Origin of the sequence: Micromonospora sp. WMMD1274 (genome assembly GCF_049179035.1) — a bacterium.
In the GTDB taxonomy this organism is placed as follows: Bacteria; Actinomycetota; Actinomycetes; order Mycobacteriales; family Micromonosporaceae; genus Micromonospora; species Micromonospora tulbaghiae.
Map to the genome: position 1 here is coordinate 1 of NZ_JBMHMG010000001.1, position 22,733 is coordinate 22,733.

General features: G+C 74.5%; 14 protein-coding genes. 10 read left to right on the forward strand and 4 right to left on the reverse strand.

The window, feature by feature from the left end:
* Positions 1–67 precede the first annotated feature (67 nt).
* From ACN27D_RS00005 to ACN27D_RS00035, 7 genes are all read left to right on the forward strand, one after another.
* Positions 68–10,078 (forward strand): DUF6531 domain-containing protein, encoded by a 10,011-nt coding sequence (locus ACN27D_RS00005; RefSeq protein WP_421498170.1) that lies wholly within the window; start codon positions 68–70, stop codon positions 10,076–10,078.
* A gap of 78 nt (positions 10,079–10,156) precedes the next feature.
* The gene (locus ACN27D_RS00010; protein WP_252447899.1) at positions 10,157–10,480 is read left to right on the forward strand and encodes a YrhB family protein; all 324 of its coding nucleotides are present in this window, start codon (positions 10,157–10,159) and stop codon (positions 10,478–10,480) included.
* 63 nt (positions 10,481–10,543) lie between these two features.
* The gene (locus ACN27D_RS00015) at positions 10,544–10,912 is read left to right on the forward strand and encodes a type VII secretion system-associated protein (RefSeq protein ID WP_350814766.1); all 369 of its coding nucleotides are present in this window, start codon (positions 10,544–10,546) and stop codon (positions 10,910–10,912) included.
* Positions 10,912–11,415 (forward strand): type VII secretion system-associated protein, encoded by a 504-nt coding sequence (locus ACN27D_RS00020; protein ID WP_421498171.1) that lies wholly within the window; start codon positions 10,912–10,914, stop codon positions 11,413–11,415. Before ACN27D_RS00015 ends, ACN27D_RS00020 begins: the two co-directional genes overlap by 1 nt.
* On the forward strand, positions 11,412–12,332 hold the full coding sequence (locus tag ACN27D_RS00025) for a hypothetical protein (protein WP_421498172.1): 921 nt from the start codon (positions 11,412–11,414) through the stop codon (positions 12,330–12,332). Before ACN27D_RS00020 ends, ACN27D_RS00025 begins: the two co-directional genes overlap by 4 nt.
* Before the next feature lie 127 nt (positions 12,333–12,459).
* Positions 12,460–13,398: a hypothetical protein gene (locus ACN27D_RS00030; RefSeq protein WP_421498173.1), complete on the forward strand. Its 939-nt coding sequence runs from the start codon at positions 12,460–12,462 to the stop codon at positions 13,396–13,398.
* Positions 13,395–14,294 carry a GlcNAc-transferase family protein gene (locus tag ACN27D_RS00035; protein WP_121684485.1) on the forward strand — a complete coding sequence of 300 codons (900 nt, stop codon included), beginning with the start codon at positions 13,395–13,397 and terminating at the stop codon, positions 14,292–14,294. The genes ACN27D_RS00030 and ACN27D_RS00035 overlap by 4 nt, the downstream gene beginning before the upstream one ends.
* Here the strand turns inward: ACN27D_RS00035 and ACN27D_RS00040 are convergent, their stop codons facing one another.
* Positions 14,295–16,439, reverse strand: coding sequence for a S8 family serine peptidase (locus ACN27D_RS00040; RefSeq protein ID WP_421498174.1), 2,145 nt, complete (start codon positions 16,437–16,439; stop codon positions 14,295–14,297). It abuts the gene before it with no gap.
* Positions 16,440–16,764: 325 nt separating this feature from the next.
* A complete protein-coding gene (locus tag ACN27D_RS00045) occupies positions 16,765–17,505 on the reverse strand; it encodes an alpha/beta fold hydrolase (RefSeq protein ID WP_421498175.1) in 741 nt (246 codons plus the stop codon).
* Between the two features lie 204 nt (positions 17,506–17,709).
* Between ACN27D_RS00045 and ACN27D_RS00050 the strand changes: the two genes are divergently transcribed.
* Complete coding sequence (locus tag ACN27D_RS00050; protein WP_421501080.1) at positions 17,710–18,219, forward strand: TetR/AcrR family transcriptional regulator; 510 nt, start codon at positions 17,710–17,712, stop codon at positions 18,217–18,219.
* Here ACN27D_RS00050 and ACN27D_RS00055 read toward each other — a convergent pair.
* Positions 18,122–19,027 carry an AraC family transcriptional regulator gene (locus ACN27D_RS00055; RefSeq protein ID WP_307800047.1) on the reverse strand — a complete coding sequence of 302 codons (906 nt, stop codon included), beginning with the start codon at positions 19,025–19,027 and terminating at the stop codon, positions 18,122–18,124. The two genes, ACN27D_RS00050 and ACN27D_RS00055, sit on opposite strands and share 98 nt — an antisense overlap.
* 154 nt (positions 19,028–19,181) lie before the next feature.
* Here ACN27D_RS00055 and ACN27D_RS00060 point away from each other — a divergent pair, with 154 nt between their 5' ends.
* Together ACN27D_RS00060 and ACN27D_RS00065 are read left to right on the forward strand one after the other, a co-directional pair.
* A complete protein-coding gene (locus ACN27D_RS00060; RefSeq protein ID WP_091416550.1) occupies positions 19,182–19,487 on the forward strand; it encodes a putative quinol monooxygenase in 306 nt (101 codons plus the stop codon).
* 54 nt (positions 19,488–19,541) lie between these two features.
* Positions 19,542–20,510 carry an alpha/beta hydrolase gene (locus ACN27D_RS00065; protein WP_421498176.1) on the forward strand — a complete coding sequence of 323 codons (969 nt, stop codon included), beginning with the start codon at positions 19,542–19,544 and terminating at the stop codon, positions 20,508–20,510.
* Between the two features lie 59 nt (positions 20,511–20,569).
* Here the strand turns inward: ACN27D_RS00065 and ACN27D_RS00070 are convergent, their stop codons facing one another.
* On the reverse strand, positions 20,570–22,603 hold the full coding sequence (locus ACN27D_RS00070; protein ID WP_421498177.1) for a hypothetical protein: 2,034 nt from the start codon (positions 22,601–22,603) through the stop codon (positions 20,570–20,572).
* Positions 22,604–22,733: the final 130 nt, after the last annotated feature.

A 22,733-nucleotide genomic window follows, 5' to 3' on the forward strand; every position in this document is an offset into this window, starting at 1 on the left:
GTCCGACGGCGACCTGCTCGACCACGACAAGATCGGCACCGCCGCCAAGCGGACCGCCAGGTCCACGGTGACCAGCGCCCGCGACGACAGCCGGTCGGCCGAGCTGAGCCTGGAGCCCCGCATCCTCGGCCCGCTCGGCCAGGCCGCCTCGACGCTGCTCGGCGGCCCGCGCGCCGCGCTCACCTGGGGCACCACCGACGAGAGCGCCGTCACCGGCGGGCAGTCCACCGAGAGCGACCACGGGCCGGCGCTCGACGACGACGGCAAGCCCACCGGGGTACGGCTGCGCGAGTTCGCCGCCACCCTCGACCTCACCGTCAGCACCCGGTCCACGGTGCGGGTCAACCAGGCCGGGCGGCAGCTGTCCCTCGGGACGTACGGCCGGGACGTGCCCACCGTCGTCGCCACGTCCGAGCAGCGTCCCCGCACGCACCGCCTCGACGTGCGCATGCTGGTCCCGGAGACGCGCGTGTCCCGGCAGCGCCCCGCTGCGGAGCCCGGCCCGGTCCCCCGCGACGTGGAGACCATGGCGTACCCGCCTCCCCTGAGCCGGCTGACCGGCGGGCCGCACGATCTCGACGGACGCCGGGTGGAGTCGTTCGTCGGCGCCGACCGGTTGCAGGAAGCGGTAGTCGACACGCTGCGCGACGCCGGCCGGGACGACGTCTACGCGGTCGAGGACGGCCTGATCTCCACAGTGGTCGCCGATGAGCTGTCGCCCGAACGCCTCACCGGTGACGCCGAGCTGTTCAGCCGTCCGCTGGCACTGAGCAACCTGTGGCACGGCCGCCGGGCCGCCGACGCCCGCGCCGACGTGCGGATACGGCTGCGGCCCACCAACCCGACGGTGCTCGACGGCGCCGAGTTCGCCCGGGTCGAGCGGACCTTCGCCAGCGGCACCGCCCGCAAGAGCACGAACGCGCGCGCGATCGAGCTGAGCGTCTCCGGCACCGGCGTCGCCTCGGTCAGCGGGCCGGTCACCGACCACGGCGGCAGCACCGGCCGGCCCGGGGGCGCCGTCATCCTGTCCGTCACGCCGTGGCGGCGGGCGTGGGGGCGGATCAGCGAGCGCAGCGTCTCGGGCGTGTCCAAGCTGCGCCTCGGCGCCGGCCGGGCCGAACGCGAACTGCTGGTGCGGGTGGACGTCGAGGCGGAGGTGGTCGCCGAGGCCCGGCACGACAGCAACCTGCGTCCACTGGGCCGCTGGCCCGGCGCACCGGCCCGGCGGGCCGGCCGGCGGCTCACCCTGCCCGGCGCGGTCGTCATGCGGATGACCCCGGCGGAGCTGAAGCAGCTCCAGGACCGCGACCGCGCCCGCCGGCACGGCACCGCCGACGTACGGCTGCAACTGGAACACGCCGAGCGGGCCGGGACGCTCCGCGCCGACCAGGACGAGCAGCGCGCGCGGATGGCCCGCGAACAGGCCACGGAACGCGGGAACCTGCTGCGGCGGCAGCACACCGAGCAGCGCGACGCCCGCGCCTACGTCGACCGGGTCCACCGGGACCGCGCGGTCGGCGCGGCGGCCCGGCAACTCGTCGACGACTCCTTCGCCGCACTTCAGGACCGCCACCGGCGCGAACTCGGCGAGCTGACCGCCACGCACGACCAGGCCACGCAGGCGCTGCTGGCGGCGCAGGAGCAGGAGCGGGCCACGCAGGCCGAGCACCAGCAGCGGGAACGCGACCTGGTACGCGAGGCACAGCAGCGGCGCGACGAGGACGCGGCCGGCCCCGGCACGACCGCCCACGCGGCACAGCCGGAGTTCCGGCCCGGACCGCGACTGTCGCTCGGCATCGGCGGCGTCACCACCCACATCGACCTCACCGACCGCATCCCGCACCTGCGGCGTGCCCTGGCCCGGGAGTCGAGCGAGGAACTCGCCCAGGCGATCCTGCCGTCGACCCGGGACCGCGGCCCGAACGACCCGATCCGAGGGCTCGGCAGCACCGGCTTCCTCGGCGCCGCCCACCTGCACCTGGCCGACGCGCTCAACGGCGGCCGGAGCGAGACGGTACGGCTGGAACGGCGGTTCCGGGGCGCCACGTACCACGTCACGCTCACCGCCGAGCCGGTCGGCGAGCCGAGCTTCACCGGCATCGACCTGGTCGACGAACTGTCGGTCACCGACCGCGCTGTGGTCGGCGAGGCGCACACCCGCACCACCTCGCGAACGGCGGCGCAGGTCACGCTGACCGGGCGGGCGCAGGGCACCGAGACCGACCGGGTCGACGGCGACGCCACCCGCACCACCGGGCACGGCCCGGCCTCCGGCACCGTGGCCGCCGGGCTCACCGGCACCGCGGCCCTCGGCAACCAGGCCACCAAGTCGACCGAGCGCACCGGCCGCACGTACGAGCAGTCGCTGACCGTCTCCGGTCCGGTGCCCACGTACCGCGGGCCGGTGCGCCTCACCGTCACCGTCACCGGCAGAGGGCTGCCCGAGGGCGGCGTGTCGGTCCACGCGGTCCACGACGTCACCACGTACTCGGCGACCGAGGGCAGGGAACCGGCCGCCTCCGGCCCGGTCACACCGGTTGCCGCCGAGCAGACCACCGACGAGGGGCGGCGGCTGTGGCGCGAGGAGGCCGGGTTCGACCGGCTGCCCGAGCCGGGCCGGTTCGCCGTCGAGGACGTCCTGGTCGACCTGCCCGGCCTGCACGAGGCGGCCCGGCAGGCGCTCGTCGCCTCCGGCGCCGCACCCGGCCGGGACGTCGACGCGGCGCTGCGCGACACGCTGACCGTGAGCCGGATCAAGGCGCTGCCGGCGATGCTGAACGGCGCGTTCCCGCTGCCGATGCCGGCCGGGCTGGGCCGCGACCTGTTCCTCGACGCCCGCCTGGTGGCCCGCCCGAAGCTCCTGCGCGCGGACGCCACGCTGAAGATCGGCGGCTCGGCGAAGCGCAGCGCGGACACCGAGTACGAGCAGACCGCCGGCCGTTCGTTCGCGCTGAAGACGGCCGGGCCGCTCGTCGTCGGCGGCGTCGGCCATCCGGGCGGCGCGAGCCGGGTGGGCGAGCGGCAGGACTTCGCGGCCGTGAACGCGGCCACGCTGGTCGAGCAGCAGCTCTACCGGACCGACCCGGGCGCCCAGGTGAAGGACGAGGGCAAGGTCGCCGCCGCCACGACCGGCAAGCCGGCCCGGCGCACCGACCCGGACGACAAGCTCACCGCCGCTGTCGAGTACGACGTCGAGTTCCGTTTCGTCGCCCGGTCCCGCGACGCCGCCGGCAAGCACCGGGCCGGCACCGAGGTCCGGGTGCCCGGCGGCTTCGTCGTCCGGCTGGACGAGGCGGCGGCCCGGGACGTCACCGGCCGGGACCTCCCCCCGGGTCTGCGTACGTCAGCGCTCGCCGTCGCCGACGCGGCGAAGACGCTGTCGGCCGCGGCGGCCCGCCTGGACGGGCTGACCTCCCGGACGGACGCGGACGCGGAGGCCGTCGCCGAGGCCGAACGGGCCCTGACCGAGGCCGAGAACGCCTGGTGGGACGCCTACCGCGCGCACGAGGCCGAGGTCGCCCCGCCACCGGCCCCGGCACCGCCGGTGGACGTGCCCGCCGCCGAGGTGGCCACGCCCACCGCGCAGGCGCCGGTCGTCGGCGACCCGGTCGACGTCACCACCGGCCGGGTCCTCTACACCGAGGTCGACGCCCGGCTCCCCGGGCTCACCCTGGAACGGACCCACCGCTCCGACTACCGGTGGGGCCGCTGCTTCGGCCCGACCTGGGCCTCCACGCTGGACCAGCGCGTCGTCACCGACGGCACGTACGCGCGGTTCCTGGCCGCCGACGGCTCCATCCGCACGTACCCGATGCCGGCCGAGGGCGACGAGGCGCTGCCGGTCGTCGGCCCCGGCGGGCCGCTGCGCCGGCTGGCCGGCGGCGGCTGGCTGCTCACCGAGCCGGGCCGGTCGCTGCTGTTCGCGCCCGCCGACGCCCACGGCGACTCCTGGCTCACCGACGTGGTCACCGACCGCACCGGGTGGCGGATCGAACGCACGGCCGACGGCACGCCCGGCCTGCTGCTCTCCGCGTCCGGCCTGGTCGTGGTGCCGCACCTGGCCGGCGGCCTGGTCGTCGGCGCACACGTCCGCGCCGCCGACGGCACCGTCCACCTCCCCTCCTTCGGCTACGACGACAGGCGGCGCCTGGTCGAGGTCCGCAACTCCTCCGGACACGAGACGCGGCTGCGCTACGACGACGCGGGCCGGCTCGTGCGCTGGCAGGACCGCAACGGCGAGTGGTTCGGATACGACTACGACGAGGCGGGCCGCTGCGTCCGGGCCGGCGGCGGCGGTGACGTCCTGCGCTACTCCCTGCGCTACGACGACGGCGTCACGCACGTGACGAACTCGCTGGGCGAAGTGACCCGGTACGAGTTCGACGAGCGCCACCTGGTCACCGCGATCGTCGACCCGCTGGGCGCGACGGTCCGGCAGGAGTGGGACACGGCGCACCGGCTGCTGTCGCGCACCGACCCGCTCGGTCGCGTCACCCGCTTCGACCACGAGGCGCGCACGCTCACGCTCCCGGACGGCTCGACCCACCCGGTCCCGCCGCGCCCGCCCGCGCACGCGGACGACATCGAGTTCGACGCGCTCGGACGGGTCCGGGCGACCCGGGCCCCGGACGGCGCGGTCACGACGTACGGCTGGACCGCCGAGGGGGATCTCGCGTGGCGGGTCCGCCCGGACGGCTCCACGCAACGGTGGTTCTACGACGGTGAAGGGAATCTGGTGGACGTCATCGACGCATCAGGAAGGGCGGTGAGCTTCGAGTACGGCCCCTTCGATCTACCCACGGCACGGGTGGATCAGGCGGGGAACCGCACCGAGTTCACGTACGACACGGAACTACGGCTCATCGGGGTGACGAATCCGGCGGGCCGGACGTGGCACTACGAGTACGACGCGGCAGGCCGGCTGTGCGGGCAGACCGACTTCGACGGCCGTACCCAGCGCTACGAGCACGACGAGGCGGGCCGGCTGGTCGCGCACACCGACGCCGCCGGCACCGTCACCCGCTACCGCTGGGACGCGCGGGGCCGGGTCGTGGAACGCCGGGTCGGCGACGCCGTCACCCGCGTCGAGTACGACGCCGACGGCCACGTGGCGGCAGTGCTCAGCCCGGACGCGCAGGTGCGGTTCACCCGCGACGCCGAGGGCCGGGTGCTGTCCGAGACGATCAACGGCCGGACCGTGCGCACCTCGTACACCGCCTCCGGCGCGGTCGAGGCGCGCACCACGCCGTCGGGCCGGTCGAGCCGGTGGACGTTCGACGCCGACGGCCGCCCGGAGAGCCTGACCGCCGGGGAGCACCTGCTCGGCTTCACCCACGACGACGCCGGCCGGGAGATCGGCCGGACCGTCGGCGGCCTGGTCACGCTGCGGCAGACCTTCGACGCGGCCGGGCGGCTCACCGGGCAGCACATCGCCGACGCCGCCGAGCGCCGCTACACCTACGACGCCGCCGACCGCGTCACCGCGATCGCCGACTCGCTCGCCGGTGACCAGTCCTTCACCGCCGACGACACCGGCCGCATCCGGGCCGTCGACGGGGACGTCCCGCAGCGGTACGACTACGACGAGGCCGGCAACCTGGTCGGCGCCGGTGGCGGGCGCTGGGAGTTCACCGGCACCATGCTCGTGCGCTCCGACGACGCGACGTTCTCCTACGACGCGAAGGGCCGCCTCACCGGCCGGGTCGACGACGCGGGCGCGTGGCGCTTCGAGTGGGACGCCGAGGACCGGCTGGTCCTGGCCGTCACGCCCGGCGGTGACCGCTGGCGTTACCGCTACGACGGCTTCGGCCGGCGTATCGCCAAGCAGCGTCTCGGCGACGGCGACCGGGTGCTGGAGGAGGTGTCGTTCGCCTGGTCCGGTGACCTGATGCTGGAGCAGACGCACCGCGACGCCGCCGGCGCCACCACCACGACCACGTGGGACTACCGTCCGGACGCGGCGGTGCCGGTCGCGCAGACCGACGACGGCACGCTCCGCGCGGTGATCACCGACACCATCGGCACCCCGACCCACCTGGTCGAGCCGGGCGGCGGGCTGCGCTGGTGGTCGCGGGGCGACCTGTGGGGGCGCGGCGCGGACCGGACCGCGACGCCGCTGGCCTTCCCCGGCCAGTACGTCGACGCCGAGACCGGCCTGCACTACAACCGGTTCCGCTACTACGACCCGGCCACCGGCCGGTACGTCAGCCCCGATCCGCTGGGCCTGTCCGGCGGCCCGAACCCGACCGCGTACGTCAGCAACCCGCTGACCGTGGCCGACCCGCTGGGCCTGACCAGTTGCACGCCCGCTCCGACGACGCCGCACCCGCTGGCCGCTGTGGAGCCGGCGCTCGCCGCGCCCTCCGACCAGACGCCCAGCAGCCTGCCCACGAACGCGGCACCACCGCCGCCGAGCGCGCTCTACGGCATGCCGACCTGGGTGCGGGAGGCCAGGCGCAACCCGGACGGCACCGTCACCTACGAGTACGTGGAGCGCGACACCCCGTCGCCGCCGCCGCTGAGCACACCGGTCGGACAGGTCACCGCGCAGGCCCAGGCCTGGTTCGACACTGTCGGTTTCGCCTCGCAGACGACGCTGGCCGACACGTCCTCGACGGCGTACCAGAGCTACCAGAGCATCCGTTCCGACCTGTACGCGAGCACCGGGCACCGCCCGCGTACCGGGCCGCGCAGCAACCGGGACGGTCACTTCAACGAGCCGATGGTCGGCAACCGCCCGTACAACAACGCGGAGGGGACCGGCCTCGGCGACCGGATCGGCGCGGAGTCCGACGGCGGTCGCCGGACCGCCAGCCAGATCGCGAACTACCTGCGGGGGTTCACGCAGATCGACTCCATCACCAGTGCCGCCGGGCGGGAGTTCGCCGCTGTGGTCACGTTCGCCGAGCAGGCCCGTGGCTACACCCAGGAGCGTCACGAGGCGGCGAACGCGCTCCAGGAGATCCACTCCCTGGCGAGGAGCGAACGCGCACAGCACTACTGGGAGAACGTCGGTCACTGGTACGGCCCCGCCCGTCGCGGTTACGCCAGCGAGGAGGACTACGTTCCGCCGTCGCAGCGGCCCCGGCCCGATCAGCTGATCACCGGTGAACGCAGGCGGCAGCGGACCACGACGCACGCCTACGCCGTCGACGGCGAGCCGAGCGGCAGCCGGGACCGGAACGACAGGTCGCGCAGCCCGCGGGACCGCAGCCGTCCCAGCGGCAGCAGCCACCGCCGGGGCCGTCGTCAGGAGTACGGCTTCCAGGGGCAGCAGACCGGTCCGGTCAGTATCGGCACCGCCTCCGCCGCGACGCAGGCGGACACCACGACGCCACTGGCCGAGCAGCTGGCGGCGGCGCAGGGCGACCCGCAGGCGCAGGCCCGGATCCTCGACACCTTCCGGGACGCACTGTCGCGGAACGTCACGTTGAGCAACGGGTCGACGTTGCAGATCATGGCCGCCAACTCGCACGGCGACACGGCCAACACCGACGTCGACCTGGAGACGCTCAACGACGCGGACCGGCGGCACCTGCGGCAGATCCACCAGTCCCGTGACAGCGGCAACCAGAACGACTGCATCACGCTCACGATGGCGGTCGACAGCTACAAGCAGTCCGGGTTGGTCACCCAGATCCCGCCGCAGACGCAGCCGAGGGAGCTGAGCGACCTCCAGAAGCAGTACCCGGGGCGTACCACCGAGGAGGTCGGCACCCTCCAGGGGCTGGTGGACGCGCTCGGCGCCATGCCGAACGGCACCAACGGCATCGTCGGCTTCCGCACCGGCGGACCGGGCACCGTCGGCCACGTGGTGAACGTGTCGAAGGACTCGCAGGGCCGGGTGACGTTCGAGGACTCGCAGGTCCCCGGTCTGGCCACGCTGCCGCAGATCGGACCGGACGGTTCCGTCGTCCTCATCCGGACCAGCGACCCGGCGCCGGGCCCGTCCTCCGACGTGGACATGGCGTCGGTCCGCGACGCGGACTCCGACGTGGACATGGCCTCGGTCCGCGACAGTGACTCCGACGTCGACATGACCTCCGTCCGCGACAGTGACTCCGACGTCGACATGGCCTCCGTCCGCGACGCCGACAGCGACGTGGACATGACGGACTTCTCGCCGACCACCGAGACGTTCGCCGGTGTGGCGCCGGAGGCGGTGGCGAAGACCACCGCGCAGACGCCGACGGTGGGTGACCCGATCGACGTCACCACCGGCCGGATGATCCTCACCCACACCGACGCGGTCATGCCGGGGCTCACGCTGGAGCGGACCTACCGCTCCGACTACCGGTGGGGCCGGTCGTTCGGCCGCGCCTGGGCCTCCACCGTCGACCAGCGGATCGTCGTCGACGGCGAGCAGGTCCGCTACCTGGCCGCCGACGGCTCGCTGCTCACGTACCCGCTGCCCGCCGAGGGCGAGGTGGCGCAGCCGGAGACCGGCCGGACGCTGCCGCTGCGCCGGCTGGTGGGCGGCGGCTGGCTGCTGACCGACCCGACGTCCGGCCGCAGCCTGCTGTTCGCCGCGGTGTCGGACACCGAGTCGCTGCTCACCGACGTCACCGACGGCGGCGTCCGCTGGACGATCGTCCGCGACCGCCGGGGTACGCCGACCCGGCTGCTGTCGTCCACCGGGGCCACCGTCGCGTTCACCTCGTCCGCCGGGCTGGTCACGATGGTCTCCCTGCCCAACGCGGCCGGTGACCTGACGGTGGCGTCGCAGTTCGGCTACGACGGCGACCTCAACCTGGTCGAGGTGACGAACTCCTCGGGCGACCCCGAGCGCTTCACGTACGCCGACGGGCGGCTGGTGCGCTGGGAGGACCGCAACGGCGAGTGGTACACGTACACCTACGACGGGGCCGGCCGGTGCGTCGCCACCGACGGCAGGGGCGGCTACCTGCGTTACCGGTTCGACTACCAGCCGGGCCGCACGGTGGTGACCGACTCGCTCGGCGCGGTGCGCACGTACGAACTCAACGACCGCTTCCAGGTGGTCGCGGAAACCGACGCGCTCGGCGCGACCACGCGCAACGTCTGGGACGAGGCGTACCGCCTGCGGTCCACGACCGACCCGCTGGGCCGCACCACGTCCAGCGAGTACGACGCGCTCGGGCGGCTGATCGCGGTCACCCGGCCGGACGGCAGCCGGTCCACCACCACGTACGACGAACTCGGTCGCGCGGTGTCCTGGACCGACTTCGACGGCAGCACCCGCAACCGCCAGTTCGGCCCCGACGGGCTGATGGTCGCCGAGGTGGACGCCTCCGGTGAGGTGGTCCGGTACGAGCAGCCGGCCGCCGACGGCCGGGGCACGACCACCCACGTCGGACCGACCGCCGTCGTGCGCGACGCGGCCCGCCGGATCACCTCGGTGAGCACCGGGCAGGGCGAGACGGAGTACGTCTACGACACGCTCGGCCGCCTGTTCAGCATGCAGGACGACACCGGTCTCACCGAGTTCGGCTGGACGCTGGAGGGTGACCTGGCCTGGCGGGAGAACCCGGACGGCTCGGTCGAGGAGTTCCTCTACGACGGCGAGGGCAACCTGGTCGAGTGGGTCGACGCCACCGGTCGCCGGACGTTCCGCGAGTACGGCGCGTTCGACCTGGTCACGGCCGAGATCGACGACGAGGGCAACCGCACCGAGTACGCGTACGACACCGAGCTGCGGCTGGTCCGGGTCACCAACCCGGCGGGCGCGACGTGGAGCTACACGTACGACCCGAACGGCCGGATGGTGTCCGAGACCGACTTCGACGGCCGCACCCAGCGGTACGTCTACGACGCCGCCGGGCAGCTCGTCGAGCGCACCGACGCGGCCGGCGAGGTCACGCACTACACGTACGACCTGCTCGGCCGGCTCGTGGAGCGGCGCACCGGCGAGTCGGTGACGCGCCTCGCGTACGACGCGGCGGGGCGGGTCGTCCCCGCCGAGGGTGACGCCTCGCCGATCCGGCCGGAGCACGACGCCGGCGGCCGGGTGGTCACCGAGCCGCTGAACAGCGCCACGGTGTCCACCTCGTCCGGCGGCTCCCTGCCGGAGCCGCGCACCGCTCCCGTACCCCGGCGGTGACCCGCCGCCCGCCCCGGCCGTCACGGCGGCCGGGGCGGGCACCCCGTCCGACCACCATCGACAGAGAAGGACCACCTGATGAACGCCGACGACGCCCGCACCCGGGCGCAGGCCGCGCTGCGCCGGCTGGAGAACCCGGCGCAGCCGCTGACGCTGCTCGCCCCGGACGCACCGGCCGAGTACGAGTGGTGCTGGGTGTACCCGTTCAACACGGTCCGGGCCACCGAGACCGGCAACATCATGGACACGCTCGCGGTCGGCCCGCTGGTCGTGCCCAAGAACGGCGCCGAGCCCTGGGTGGCGCCGTCCGGCCCGCCGCTGGAGCGCTGGCTCAACGAGTACGCCGCGCGGGAAGGGCTGCCGGCGGTGCCGGTCCCGGCCGCACCGGACCCGTTCGCCTGATCCCGGACGGACGGCCCGCCGTGACCGTACCGTCGCGGCGGGCCGCCGCCACCTGGAGGAACCATGACCCACAGCGCCGAACCGCTCGACGTGCTGCTGCGCCGGATGATGCGCGGTGACGCCACGGTCGAGCAGGTACAGGCCGCGCTGCGTGCCTCCCCGCTCGACCTGGCGATGAACGGCGACGGCCGTCCCCTCGTCGTCCACTCCTTCGACGACACGCCGTGCGTGGTCGTGGCCACCTCGGCCGACGAGCGCGCACGCACCTTCGCGCCGCAGTGGCGCCGGGTCGAGGCGGTCGAGCTGGCCGAGCTGCTGCCGGACGGCATCGACGTCCTGGTCGACCCGGGCGGCCCGGAACCGGTACGGCTGGCCGCCGCGGTCGTCTGGCACGCGCTCCGGTACGCGGACGAGGACGAGGACGCCGGCTGATGAGCGACGACGAGTTCCTGTTCCTGCTCGACCCGGAATGGCCGGCGGGCGACGAGGACGACGAGCCGCCGTTCGAGGCGGTCCTCGGGGTGTGGCAGGTCGGCGGGGACGGCGAGGTGGGCGAGTTCCGGCACAACCCGGGCTACCGCCCGCACTTCCCGGACTCCCCCACCGACCCGGTCGACGCGCTGCTGCGCCTGGCCGCGGCCGGTGCGGCGCAGCCGGCGCACCTGCGGTCGGTGCTGCGCGCGTCCACCCTCCACCTGGCCGTGAACGGCGACGGGCGGCCGCTCGTCGTCCACGCCCCCGACGACGACCGGTGCGTGGTCCTCGCGACCGGCGAACCGCACCGGGAGCCGGTCCCGGCCCCCGGCTGGCGGCTGCTGCACCTGGCGGAACTGGCCGACGTGACCGGTGACCGCGACGCGCTCGTCAACCCCGGCGGCGCCACGCCGGCCCGCCTGGCCGCCGCCTTCCTGCGCGAGACGGCGGCGACGCCGTGAGCACGGGCCCGCTGCACCTGCTCTGCCTGCGCGCCGCGGGCCGGATCCCGGACGGCGACCTCGCCGTCCTGCGTACGCTGCTCGCCGGCGGCGACCACGGCGCCTGCGCGGCACGGCTGCTCGGCGCGTTCCCGCAGTCCGCGGCGGAGATCGCGGCGCTGGCCGCGCTGCTGCCCCCGGAGACGCCGCTGCTGCCCGAACCGGCGGCCGACCAGGACGTGGACGCCGACCCGGCGGCCCTGTTCGTCCCGTTCCCGCCCACCGACCTGCCGCTGTACGCGACGACCGCGCCGCTCGTGGTGGACGAGACGGCGGGCGGGACCGTGGACGGTCTCGACCGGGTGCTGCTCGACGTGCTGGACCCGGCCCGCACCGCCGGGGTGTGGCGCTGCTGGCGGATCACGCGGGGACCGGACGACACGGTGCACGCGGTGCGCGTCTACCTGGTCGAGGCGACGGCGCCGGACGACGAACTGCCCGCGATCAGCGACCGGGGACAGCGGGCGCTCGCCGACGCCGGGCACGCCGCACCGGTCGAGGTGTACCGGCCCGACCTGCCGCTGCCCGCGTACCAGTGGGCGGCCCGGTCCCGGTCCGCGCTCGTCTGGGCCCCGCAGCCGCCCGGCGAGGTGCGCCTGGCCGCCGACGGGGACGCGCGGCTGCCTGTCGACGACGACGAGATCGCGCCGTTCGTCACCCACCTGCGGTCCGCGCCCGCCCTGACCGCGCACCTGCGCACCGACGGCGTGTGGGTGTGGCCGGCCGCCCTGGCCGACCGGCTGCTCGACGAGGGGGCGCTGGCCGACGAGGGGCTGCTGCGGCACCTGCGGCGGTGCCGGGCCGACCCGCCGCCGGCGGCCGGCGCGGTCGCCGTACACCGGGCGCTCGCCGCCCTGGTACGCGCGGGCGCGCTCTGACCGGGTGCACGAACGCCTCGGGTCGCGGTGTCCTTCGGGCACGAGCCCCGGCGCTGCGCGGTGCTCCCGGCGGCCGCCGTGGTCGAATGCGCCGACGCCCGCCGACGAGGACGCGAGGAGGCCGGGAATGACGGAGCAGGACGAGCTGCACACCGCGCTGCTGCACCTCGGTGGCCGGGTGCCGGACGCGCTGCTCGCCGAGGCGCGGCTGCGGCTCGCCGACACCGGCGCGGTGTCCGTCCCCGAGCCGCCCGGACCGGTGGACCTGCCGTTCACGTTCGCGTCGGCCGTACCGAATCCGCGTGTCTTCGGCGGGCGGGTGCCGCCGCTGGCGGACCTGACCGGCCGCGAGGGCCTGATGGACGACACCGACCGGGTCGCGGTCGCCGCCGCGCGGCAGCAGCCCGGCGCCGTCGCGCTGTGGCGCGGATGGCGGATCGCCCCGGAGTGGGCGGCCTCGGTGATCCCGCCGGCGCCGGTCTACGTGCTGGAGACGGACGGACCGCAGGCGGAGACGGCGGCGACCGTGATGCGGGCGCTCGCCGCGGCCGGGATCTCGGCCCCGCTGGTCGAGGTGTACCGCCCCGGCGACAAGCTCCCGCCGTACGCGGCCGCGGCCCGCCGGTCCGGCGCGCTGCTCTGGGCCGACCGGGACGCCGGGCCGCTGCGGATCGCCCGCGTATTCGACGAGGTGGACGACGACGGCGCACGCTTCGCGCCGGACCGGGAGCGGCTGTCCGGCACGGACCTGGCGCGGGCGGCGGCGTACCTCGATGCGGGCGCGCCGGTGCTCGCAACCACCGCGCGCGGGCTCGACGTGGTGGAGCCCGGACGCGGACAGGTCGTGCCGATGACCTATCGCACCGACGGGAGCTGGCTCTGGCCCGAGTCGGTCGCCTACTACCTCCAGGCGTACGGGCTGGCGCCGGAACCGGACCTCCTGGCCCACATCCGGTCGCGCGGCGACCGGCTCCCGGTCACCGACCCCGCCGACGAGCACCGCGCGCTGGCGTTGCTGTTCCAGTCGTACGCCCTCGTCCCGGCGGAGGCGGAGGCGGAGGCGTGACGATCTTCGTGGCGATCGCGTCGTACCGGGACCGGGAACTGGTGCCGACGGTGCTGGACTGCCTGGCCAGGGCGGCACGCCCGGAGGACGTCCGGATCGCGGTGTGCTGGCAGCACCTCGGCGACGAGGACATCTCCGCCATCCGCGACCTGCCGCAGGTGGACGTGCAGGAGTACGACGCCCGCGACAGCCGCGGCGCCTGCTGGGCCCGGGACAAGACGTTCCAGCGCTACCGCGGCGAGGACTGGCTCCTCCAGGTGGACAGCCACACCCGGTTCGCGCCGGACTGGGACGTACGGCTGATCCGGATGGCGCGGGAGACGGGTGCGGCGAAGCCGGTCCTGACCGCGTACCCGGCGAGCTACGAACCCGATCAGGAGTTCACCGGCGCGGGCGCGCCCGCCGAGATCGTGGTCAGCGACTGGACCACGTTCGGCGTGCCGGTCCTCGGCCAGCGTCTCATCGAGGGGGCCGGGCCCGGCGTACCGCCCAAGCCGGCGCTGTTCCTGGCCGCCGGGTTCCTCTTCGCGCCCGGCTCGTTCGTCGCCGAGGTGCCCTACGACCCGGGCATCTACTTCAACGGCGAGGAGATCACCCTGGCCCTGCGCGCCTTCACGTGGGGCTACGACCTGTTCCACCCCACCGAGGTGCTGGCCTGGCACTACTACATCCGGCAGGACAGGCCGCGGCACTGGAGCGATCACGTCGAGTCCGACTGGGCCCGCTACGAGGAGCTGAGCCGCCGCCGGGTGCTCTACATGCTGCACACCCCGCCGACCGACCGGCTCGGCATCGGACCGGTACGCACCCTGGAGCAGTTCGTGGCACACACCGGCTGCAACTTCACCCGCCGCACCTGGACCGACATGCTGGCCCAGGAACTCGTGCTGCTCTGATCAGCTGCCGCGCGCCGGCTCCTCGGCGCCGCTCGACCAGCGGGTCTCGGCGATGGCGGTGGCGAGCCGCGCCAGCTCCGGATGCTGCTGCGCGTACGACGTGACGTGCTCGGCCAGCTCGTGCTGGGACTGCCACCGGATCTTCCCGGCCCGCACCAGCGCCCGGTCCAGCGCGAGCGGATCGCCGCGCAGGTGACGCCGCACGTCGACCAGGACGCCGGTGAGCGACTGCTCCTGCTCGTCGGTGCCGGGTAGCGCCGTCACCATCGCCGGCAGCGCGGCGACCGTCTCGTCGTCCATGCCCGGCACGAGGCCGATGAGCGCCTTCTCCCGCGCCTCCGGCCGGGTCTCGGCCAGGTACGCCATCCCCGCCTCGTCGGCGGCCAGGTGCCGCAGCGCGGGGTCGCGGCTCAACTCCGCCACCGCCGCCGTCACGTCCGGCCGAGTGCCGGCCGGACCTGGGCCCGCCGGATCGGTGTCGGCCGGATCGATGTCGTCGGCAGCGGTTCCGGCGGCGTGCACGACGGCCGGGCCGCCGAGGTCCGGATCGGTGACCGCCGGGCCGGCGTTCCTCCGGACGGTCGGGACCGGGGCGGCCACGGCCGGATCGGTCCGGGTGGCGGCGAGGTCCGTCCCGCCGGTGTGGACGGCCGGCGACGCCGCCTCGGCGCCGGCGGGTGCCGCCTCCGGCCGCCCGGCACCGCTCCGCGCCGACCTGCGGGCATGCAGACCCAGCAGCAGCGCGGCGAGCGCCGCCAGCCCGGCGAGCGCCAGCAACGCCGCCCGGCGGCCGATCCCGGTGGAGCCGGACGCCTGCTCGGCCGCCTGCGCTCGGAGCGCCTCCTCGGGCAGCACGGCGGTGACGGAGGCCGTCAGGTCGATCTCCGGCGCGACGCCGCCGGTGGTCTTCGCGGTCTTCAGCACCCGGTTGCGGACCTGCGCCGGGTCGAGATCCGGGTACGCCGACCGGATCAGCGCCGCCTGGCCCGCCACGTACGCGACGGCGAGGTGCGTGCCGGTGCCGCTCACCGGCCGGGTGCCGGTGAGGCCGAGGCTCGTCACGTCGACGCCCGGTGCGACCACGTCCACGCCGCCGGTGCGGTAGCCGTCGGCCGTACCCCCGTCGGCCCCGATCCCGCCGACACGCAGCACCGCGTCGTGCAGCGGTACGTCCGGGTCCGGCGGCGCCGACTCGCCCACGGCACCCACCACGACCACCGCGCCGGCCCCGACCGCCTCGTTGACGGCGGACACCACCTCCGCCTGACCGAGGTCCACCTGCGGCCCGACCGCGACGACGGAGGCGCCGGAGCCGACCGCCGCCCGGATGCCCGCCACGCTCGCCGCGGCCGAGGCGCCGGGAGTCCGGCCCGCCACCCGGACCGGCATGACCGCCGCCTCCGGCGCGACGCCGGCCACTGCCGAACCCTTCACCGGCTGCGCCACGATCAGCCCGGCCATCGCCGTACCGGTGCCGAGGCAGTCGGCGTCACCGCGAGCGCCGCCGGTCGCCCGGTCGACGCCCGTCGTGACCCGGCCGGCGAGCGCGGGCAGGCCGCCGGCGACACCGGAGTCGACGACGGCCACGAGCTGGTCCCGGCCCCGGCTGTGCGGCCACGCCTGGTCGGCGGCGACCCGCGGACCGGCCCACTGTGACCGGGCACCCGAGGTCGCGGCGGTGCGGCACCCCTTCGGCGGGCGGACGGCCGCGTCGCCGGCGGCGGGTTGCCGCCCGGCCGGCGTGGACGTCCCGGGCGCCGGCTTCGCGGCCGGCGGGACGCCCTGGCGGACCTCGCTGCCGTACGCGTCCCACGGCAGGACCAGCACCCAGCCCGCCCGGAGCCGGGCGCCGTCGGTCAGTGTGGCGCCGTCCGGCTGGATCCGCCCGCTGTTGAGGGCGAACAGCTCGGCGGCCCGCGAGCCGTCGCCCAGGAACCGCTCCGCGATCTCGGTGAGGTTCTCCGGCTCGCCCTGGTGGGTCGCCTCCACCGTGTAGTACTTGACGTGGTCGCCCTCTGCGCGGCCCGCGGGCGCGGGCGTGTTGACGGCGCCGGCTGCCGGTGCGAGCGGCGTCAGCGCGAGCACCGCGGACGCGACGACCGCGGCGAGCACGGTCCGGACGACCGCCGGTGCGGTCCGGGTCACCCGCGACCACCTCGGGCGCCGGTCACGGGCGTGGCCCCGGACGTTGCGTGGTGCCGCGAACGCCGGGCGTCCGAACCATCCGTCATCGATCCACTCTTGAACCCGGTCGAGGAGACTGTCCATACCAGACGGGCAGGCTAGCATCGCGGATCCCCGATGCACGAAGGGCCGCCGGACGGTCCGGACCCGCCGTCCCCGGCGCCCCGCATCCGGCGCGAGACGCAGACCTCCTCCAACGAACGCCGCACGCGTGGTGTGCCGACCGTCGCGGCCGGCACACCCTCTAAACCGTCCTAGGACATCAGTCCGGTCGGGTTGCGGGACGTCACCGCGACGTGGCCCGCGCCGCCGTGTCGATGAGGTCCGCGACGGCCGCCGGCTGCGAGACGGTCACCGCGTGGGACGCGTCGACCTCGACCGTCGTCGACCCGGCCCGCTGCGCCAGGAAGCGCTGCAGATCCGGCGGGATCGCCAGGTCCTGGGTGGTGACGAGCGTCCAGGACGGGATGCTCTTCCAGGCGGCCCGCGTCACGCTGTCGGTCAGCGTGTTCGCCGCGGTCGGCCGCTGCGTGGCCGCCATCACCGCGGCGGTCTCCCGGGGGACGTCGGGGGCGAAGAAGTCCGGATAGGTCTCCTGCTTGACGTACTGGTCCATGTCCGCGCTGCCGTCCTGCACCGGGATCGGCACCGCCTGGATGTTGTCGGCGAGCCGGCTGCCGGGGAACCTCGCGTTCAGGTCGGCCACCGATTCGCCGGCATCCGGGCTGAAGCTGGCGACGTACACCAGGGCCCGGACGTTGGCGGCGCCGTCCGCGGCCTCGGTGATGACCGCTCCGCCGTACGAGTGGGCGGCCAGCACGACCGGTCCGGACAGGCTGTCCACGAGGGCGCGCAGGTAGGCGGCGTCCCCCGCCACACTGCGCAGCGGGTTCGCCACGGCGATGGCCGGGTAGCCCCGGTGCTGGAGGTCGGCGATCACCCCGTTCCAGCTCGACCCGTCCACGAATGCCCCGTGAACGAGCACGACAGTCGGCATTCCGGTCTCCGGCTTCGGTGCGGCATTCATCTGACATTCCTTTCGACAGGCCCGGCGGAGACTCCAATATCGGGCACGCGCGGAATCGCTGTCAGCGGAATGGGGAAACGTCGGCGAATGGTCACACCGACCCTCCCGCCGCTATCCGAGGTGCCCGAATCCCGCAACCGGTTCCCATGAACGCCCGGCTGAGAGAATGCTGAGAACAACCAGATCATCGCCGAGGCGAAAGTCATCCGTGCCACTTTTTACCGGCACTTCCCCGGCAAGGACGATCTCATTCGGGCCTATCTGCGCCGGGTGCACGAAATGGACCGCGCCGCCGTGGAAGCGGCGACCCCGGACAACCCTTCTCCGATCGATCGCCTACTGGCCGTCGCCGACTCCGTCGCCCGGGGCGTCCGGTCCCCCGCCATTCCGCGGCTGCGCCCACTCGGTGTCGTCGCCCAGGGCCACGAAGCGCTGGAGCACCCGGGCGAGCGCCACCACGAAGGCCAGGTCGAAGAACAGCTCCAGCAGCTCGCCCGGCCCGGAGTCGCCGGTGGACGCGGCAGTTCGGCACCCCGTCGCGCCGCCATCACCCTCCCCCGCCCGTCCCTCGTGGCCCGAACGAGCGCGACGGCGGCGGAGTCGCGTACGTCTCCGGTCAGACGACCGCAGGCACGCGGCCGGGGGCGGTGCCGCGCAGGCGGGCGGCGTCCTCGCGGGGAGGCACCCCGAACTGGCGGCGGTACTCACGGCTGAACTGCGACGGGCTCTCGTATCCGACGCGCGCGCTCACGCCGGTGACGTCGTGGGGATGCGTGGCGAGCAGGAGCCGGGCCTCCTGCAACCGGATCTGCTTCTGGAACCGGATCGGGCTCATCGCCGTCACGGCCTGGAAGTTGCGGTAGAAGGCCGACTCGCTCATCCCGGACAGCCGGGCCAGCTCCTCCACCCGGAACGACTGCGCATAGTGGTCACGAATCCACCGCACCGCCCTGGCGACGTGGCTGAGGCTGCTGTCGGCCAGGCCGAGCTGCCGGACGGCCCCGGTCTGTTCCCCGGTGAGCAGGTGCCACAGGATCTCCCGCTTGACCAGGGGCGCGAGCACCGCGACGTCCCGGGGCCGGTCCAGCAGCCGCAGCAACCGGATCACCGCGTCGACGAGCTCGTCCGGCGCGTCGCTGACCACCATGCCCGAGGGCGCTGCGCCCGGCACGGGCGGGAGGTCGCCCGGCGCCGCCTGCAACAGCAGCTCCGCGACCGTGGGCGGGTGCAGCACCAGGCCGAACCCCAGCGCCGGCATGTCGGCGCTGGCCCGGGTGAAGCGGCCGGTGACCGGCAGGTCGACCGACGCGACGAGGTACTGCCCGGCGCGGTACTCGTACACGCGGTCGCCCAGCGCCATCTGCTTCGCCCCCTGGGCGATGAGTGCCATGACGGTGCCCGACATCGACGTGGCCGGCGGACTCTGCCGCTCGACCTTCGAGATCAGCACGCCGTCGATGGCGGTGCTCATGTCCGGCCGCGCGTGACGGGCCAGCAGGGCTCGCAGCTCAGCCAGATCCACCCATCGATTAAAGCACGGCCGATCCTCGCAGGCTGAGTAGGATCAGGCAAGTCCTCGCGAGCATATATCTAACGTTTTCCCTGCTCGTCCTGCTTCCATTGAGGAATCGGATTTCCGGGACGAGCCCGGATACGACAATCCAGGAGGCACCGCGATGACCGTCCGCCACGGGTTCCACGCCACCATGACCGCACGGCCGGGAAGGGCTGACGACCTGGTCGGGCTGCTGCTCGGCGCGCCGTCCCTGCCCCATCCGGACTGCCTCGTCTTCCTCGTGTCCCGGTCGGCCTCCGACCCCGACGTCGTGCACGTCGTCGAGGGCTGGACCAGCGCCGAGGCTCACCGCCGGTTCTTCGCCGGTGCGGAGGCCCAGGATCTCGTCGCCAGGCTCCAGCCGTTGCTGGCCGGTGAGTCGGCGTACACGGACGCGGTTCCGGTCGGCGGGAAGGCGCGTTTCTGAACCGGCTGCCGCCGCCGGCCCCGCCCCGACCCCCTCACCGGAAGGACCCCTCTGATGAGCTCCCCTCGACCCAACCTCGACCCCGAGTTCCTCGCGGCGTTGGCCGACCTGCCGTCCATGCCGCCACTGGGCCCCGAGGTGATCGAATTCGTACGCCGACTCCCCGAGCCGCCGATCGAGACCCACCTGCGCGACCGCGCGGTGCGACGGCGTGAGGACACCGTCCCCGCCGCGGACGGAACGCCGATCCCGCTGTCCGTCATCAGCCCGGCCGCGCAGACGGCCGGGGCGCCCTGCGTCTACTGGGTCCACGGCGGCGGGATGATGTGGGGAGACCGCTTTTCGAACATCGACATCCCGCTGGAGTGGCTCGACCGGTTCGGCGCGGTCGTGGTCACCGTCGACTACCGGCTGGCCCCGGAGGCCACGGGCACGACCCTGGTCGACGACTGTTACCACGGTCTGCGCTGGGTGGCCGACAACGCCGCCGCCCTCGGCATCGACCCCGGCCGTGTCGTCGTGGCCGGCGCCAGCGCCGGTGGCGGCCTGGCGGCCGGGGTCACGCTGATGGCACGCGACCTCGGTGGACCGGCGGTCGCCGCCCAACTGCTGTCATGCCCGATGCTCGACCACCGCAACGACACCACGTCCAGCCGGCAGTACACCGGCCCGGACGGCGTGTGGACCCGGGAGATGAACGAGTTCGGGTGGCGCAGCGTCCTCGGCGACCGGACCGGCGAGGAGGTCTCCCCCTACGTCTCCCCCGCTCTCGCCGGGGACCTGTCCGGCCTGCCGCCCACGTACATCGACGCCGGGTCGGCGGAGGTCTTCCGCGACGAGGGTGTCACCTACGCGAGCCGGATCTGGGCCGCCGGGGGCCAGGCCGAACTGCATGTGTGGGCCGGCGGCTTCCATGGTTTCGCGGCGCTGTTCCCGCACGTGCGCGTGTCGGCCGCGGCCCGGCGGGCTCAGGCCGACTGGCTCGCCCGGGTTCTGGACCCCCTCCCCGGTCACCGGGGCTGAGCCCCGGGAGGCACGGCCGGCGAACCGCTCGCGCCGGCCGTGCCTCCGGTGGGGCTACGTCACGGGCAGGGGCCTCCCGCGCAGACGTCGATCACCTTGCCGGTGAGCAGGAACACCGCCTTCTGCCGCTGGGCGCCGGGCTGGGCGCGCGGGAACTCGTGCGAGTCCTCGCCGTACTCCGGTCCGGCGGGCGCGAGGTTCGTCGGCGGCGGCGCGTACGCCGCACCGCTGTTCCAGACCACCATGGCCGAGCCGGCGTACGGGTACCTGCGGATCGGCGCGATGCCCCAGAACGGCCGCACGTCCGGCGACCAGCCGGGGGCGAGCGCCGGGGTGTGCAGGCGGGCGCCGATGGTGCGCGCCTGGACCTCCGCCGCGGCGGTCGAGACCTGCTGGTCGGCGAAGGCCACGTGCATCAGCACCCGGTGCGCCGGGGTACGCGGCAGCGGCCGGTCGGTCATGTGCTGGGCGTACCCGTTGGCCTCGGACCGGTCCCACAGCATCTGGAGCAGACCGAAGACGATCTGCTGGTCGATCCGGTCCGGGTAGTAGCCGTCCAGGACGGTCTGGAACGGGGCGAAGTCGACGCTGCGTTGCAGCAGCGTGGAGTAGTTCATCGCGGGCACGCCGAGCACCGAGCGGGTCCAGTCCTGGGCGATGGCGGTGAGCGCGCCGCCGTTGATGCCGCCCTGGCTGTTGCCGTCGTAGTGCAGTCCGCCCTTCACGTCGATCAGCGGCCGCCCGGCGGCGTCGCGGAACGCCGGGTGGGCGGCGAACCCGTTGCGGTGGATCATCGTCCGGCCCAGGAAGAGGAAGTTCAGGAAGCTCTGCTGGAGCCGGTCGGCCACCGCCGGGAAGGCGCTGAGGTCGGTGAAGGCGCCCGCCACGTACGGGACGTCGGCCGCCGCCATGCCGATCCAGCTCGTCGCGCAGAACGTGAAGTCGTACGTCTGCGACATGGTCTTGACGTTGCCGGCGTTGATCTCGGTGGGCCGGCCGAGCAGGCCGTGGCCGTAGAGCGAGAGGTGGGCCGGTCGCGCGGCGGACGCGCTGCGCGGGATGTTGCAGACGAAGTCGGCCGCCACTGTCGTGCCGGACGGTGTGGGCAGGGCGCTCGGCGTCGGCGGGGTGCCGTCGCCGCCGGGCGGCCCGTAGTGCAGGCGGGAGCCCGGCCCGCCGTCACCGGTCAGGTAGGACGGTACGGCGACGGTGCCGGTCACCTGCCGGGCGATCAGCGGATCCTGCTCCGGCGTGTAGTCGGTGACCTGGCTGACGGTGAACGAGGGCGCGCGGCGGCCGAGCGCGGCGAAGGCACCGTCCCGGACCGCCAGCATCCGCCCGGTCAGCCCCTGCCGGCTGGCGACCGTGAAGTCCCAGGCGAGGTAGAGGCTGTGCCGCTTGACCCCGGCCCGGCTCAGGTCGGCGAGGATCCGCTTCATCTGCGGCGCGCGCGGGTCACGCCGGTCCACGCCGGCGCCGGTGACGTACGCGCGGAACGCCTTCGGCGCCGGGATCAGCGCGCCGTCGCCGTCGCGCATGCCGCGCAGGCCGACGACGTAGCGGGCGCCCTCGGTCAGCGCCACCGCCGGCCGGATGATCAGCGCCTGCCGGTCCGGGCTGCCGGTCGCGTGCGCGTCCAGTTCCGCCCAGTACGGCGTACGCCGGCCGGTGCGGGCGTCGAGCAGCACGATCGGCGCGTCCGGCGCCAGCGAGCGGCCGACGTCGGTGACCGGCGCGATCCGCGTCCGCGCGGCGTCGAGGCCGGGTACGCGCGCCAGGATCGGCGAGCCGGGGCTGAAGCCGTCCTGCCGGTTCCACTCGGCCGGGTCGATCGGCACGCCGAGCACGTTGGCGGGCATCGCGGAGGCCGCGAACCGGACCCGCTTGCCGGTCGGGGTGCTGCGGTCCGGGACGGTGAAGTAGTCGTTCGGGAACGGCAGCAGGCAGGCCGCCGGGTCGATCGGGTCGCAGGACCGCTGCCCGGCCGGCGCGGGAGGCGCGGACGGCGCCGCGGCGGCGCCGGAGCCGAGCAGCACGGCCGATGCGGTCACCAACGCGGACACGGCGAGACGGAGCCGTCTGGGGGTGGGCACGCGTGTCTCCTTCGACATCGGACGGTGGTGTTCTTCCTACGCTCGTGAACGGATCTCGGCAAGGGCCCGCACATCGACACTGCCGGATCAACGACGAAGAATCCGCAGGTCAGACGCATAGCCCTACGGT

Bases quoted from the DNA above. Each gene is read 5' to 3' on its own strand.
- ACN27D_RS00010 (WP_252447899.1), top strand. From the start codon at position 10,157: ATGAACGCCGACGACGCCCGCACCCGGGCGCAGGCCGCGCTGCGCCGG.
- ACN27D_RS00015 (WP_350814766.1), top strand. From the start codon at position 10,544: ATGACCCACAGCGCCGAACCGCTCGACGTGCTGCTGCGCCGGATGATG.
- ACN27D_RS00020 (WP_421498171.1), top strand. From the start codon at position 10,912: ATGAGCGACGACGAGTTCCTGTTCCTGCTCGACCCGGAATGGCCGGCG.
- ACN27D_RS00030 (WP_421498173.1), top strand. From the start codon at position 12,460: ATGACGGAGCAGGACGAGCTGCACACCGCGCTGCTGCACCTCGGTGGC.
- ACN27D_RS00045 (WP_421498175.1), bottom strand. From the start codon at position 17,505: ATGAATGCCGCACCGAAGCCGGAGACCGGAATGCCGACTGTCGTGCTC.
- ACN27D_RS00060 (WP_091416550.1), top strand. From the start codon at position 19,182: ATGACCGTCCGCCACGGGTTCCACGCCACCATGACCGCACGGCCGGGA.
- ACN27D_RS00065 (WP_421498176.1), top strand. From the start codon at position 19,542: ATGAGCTCCCCTCGACCCAACCTCGACCCCGAGTTCCTCGCGGCGTTG.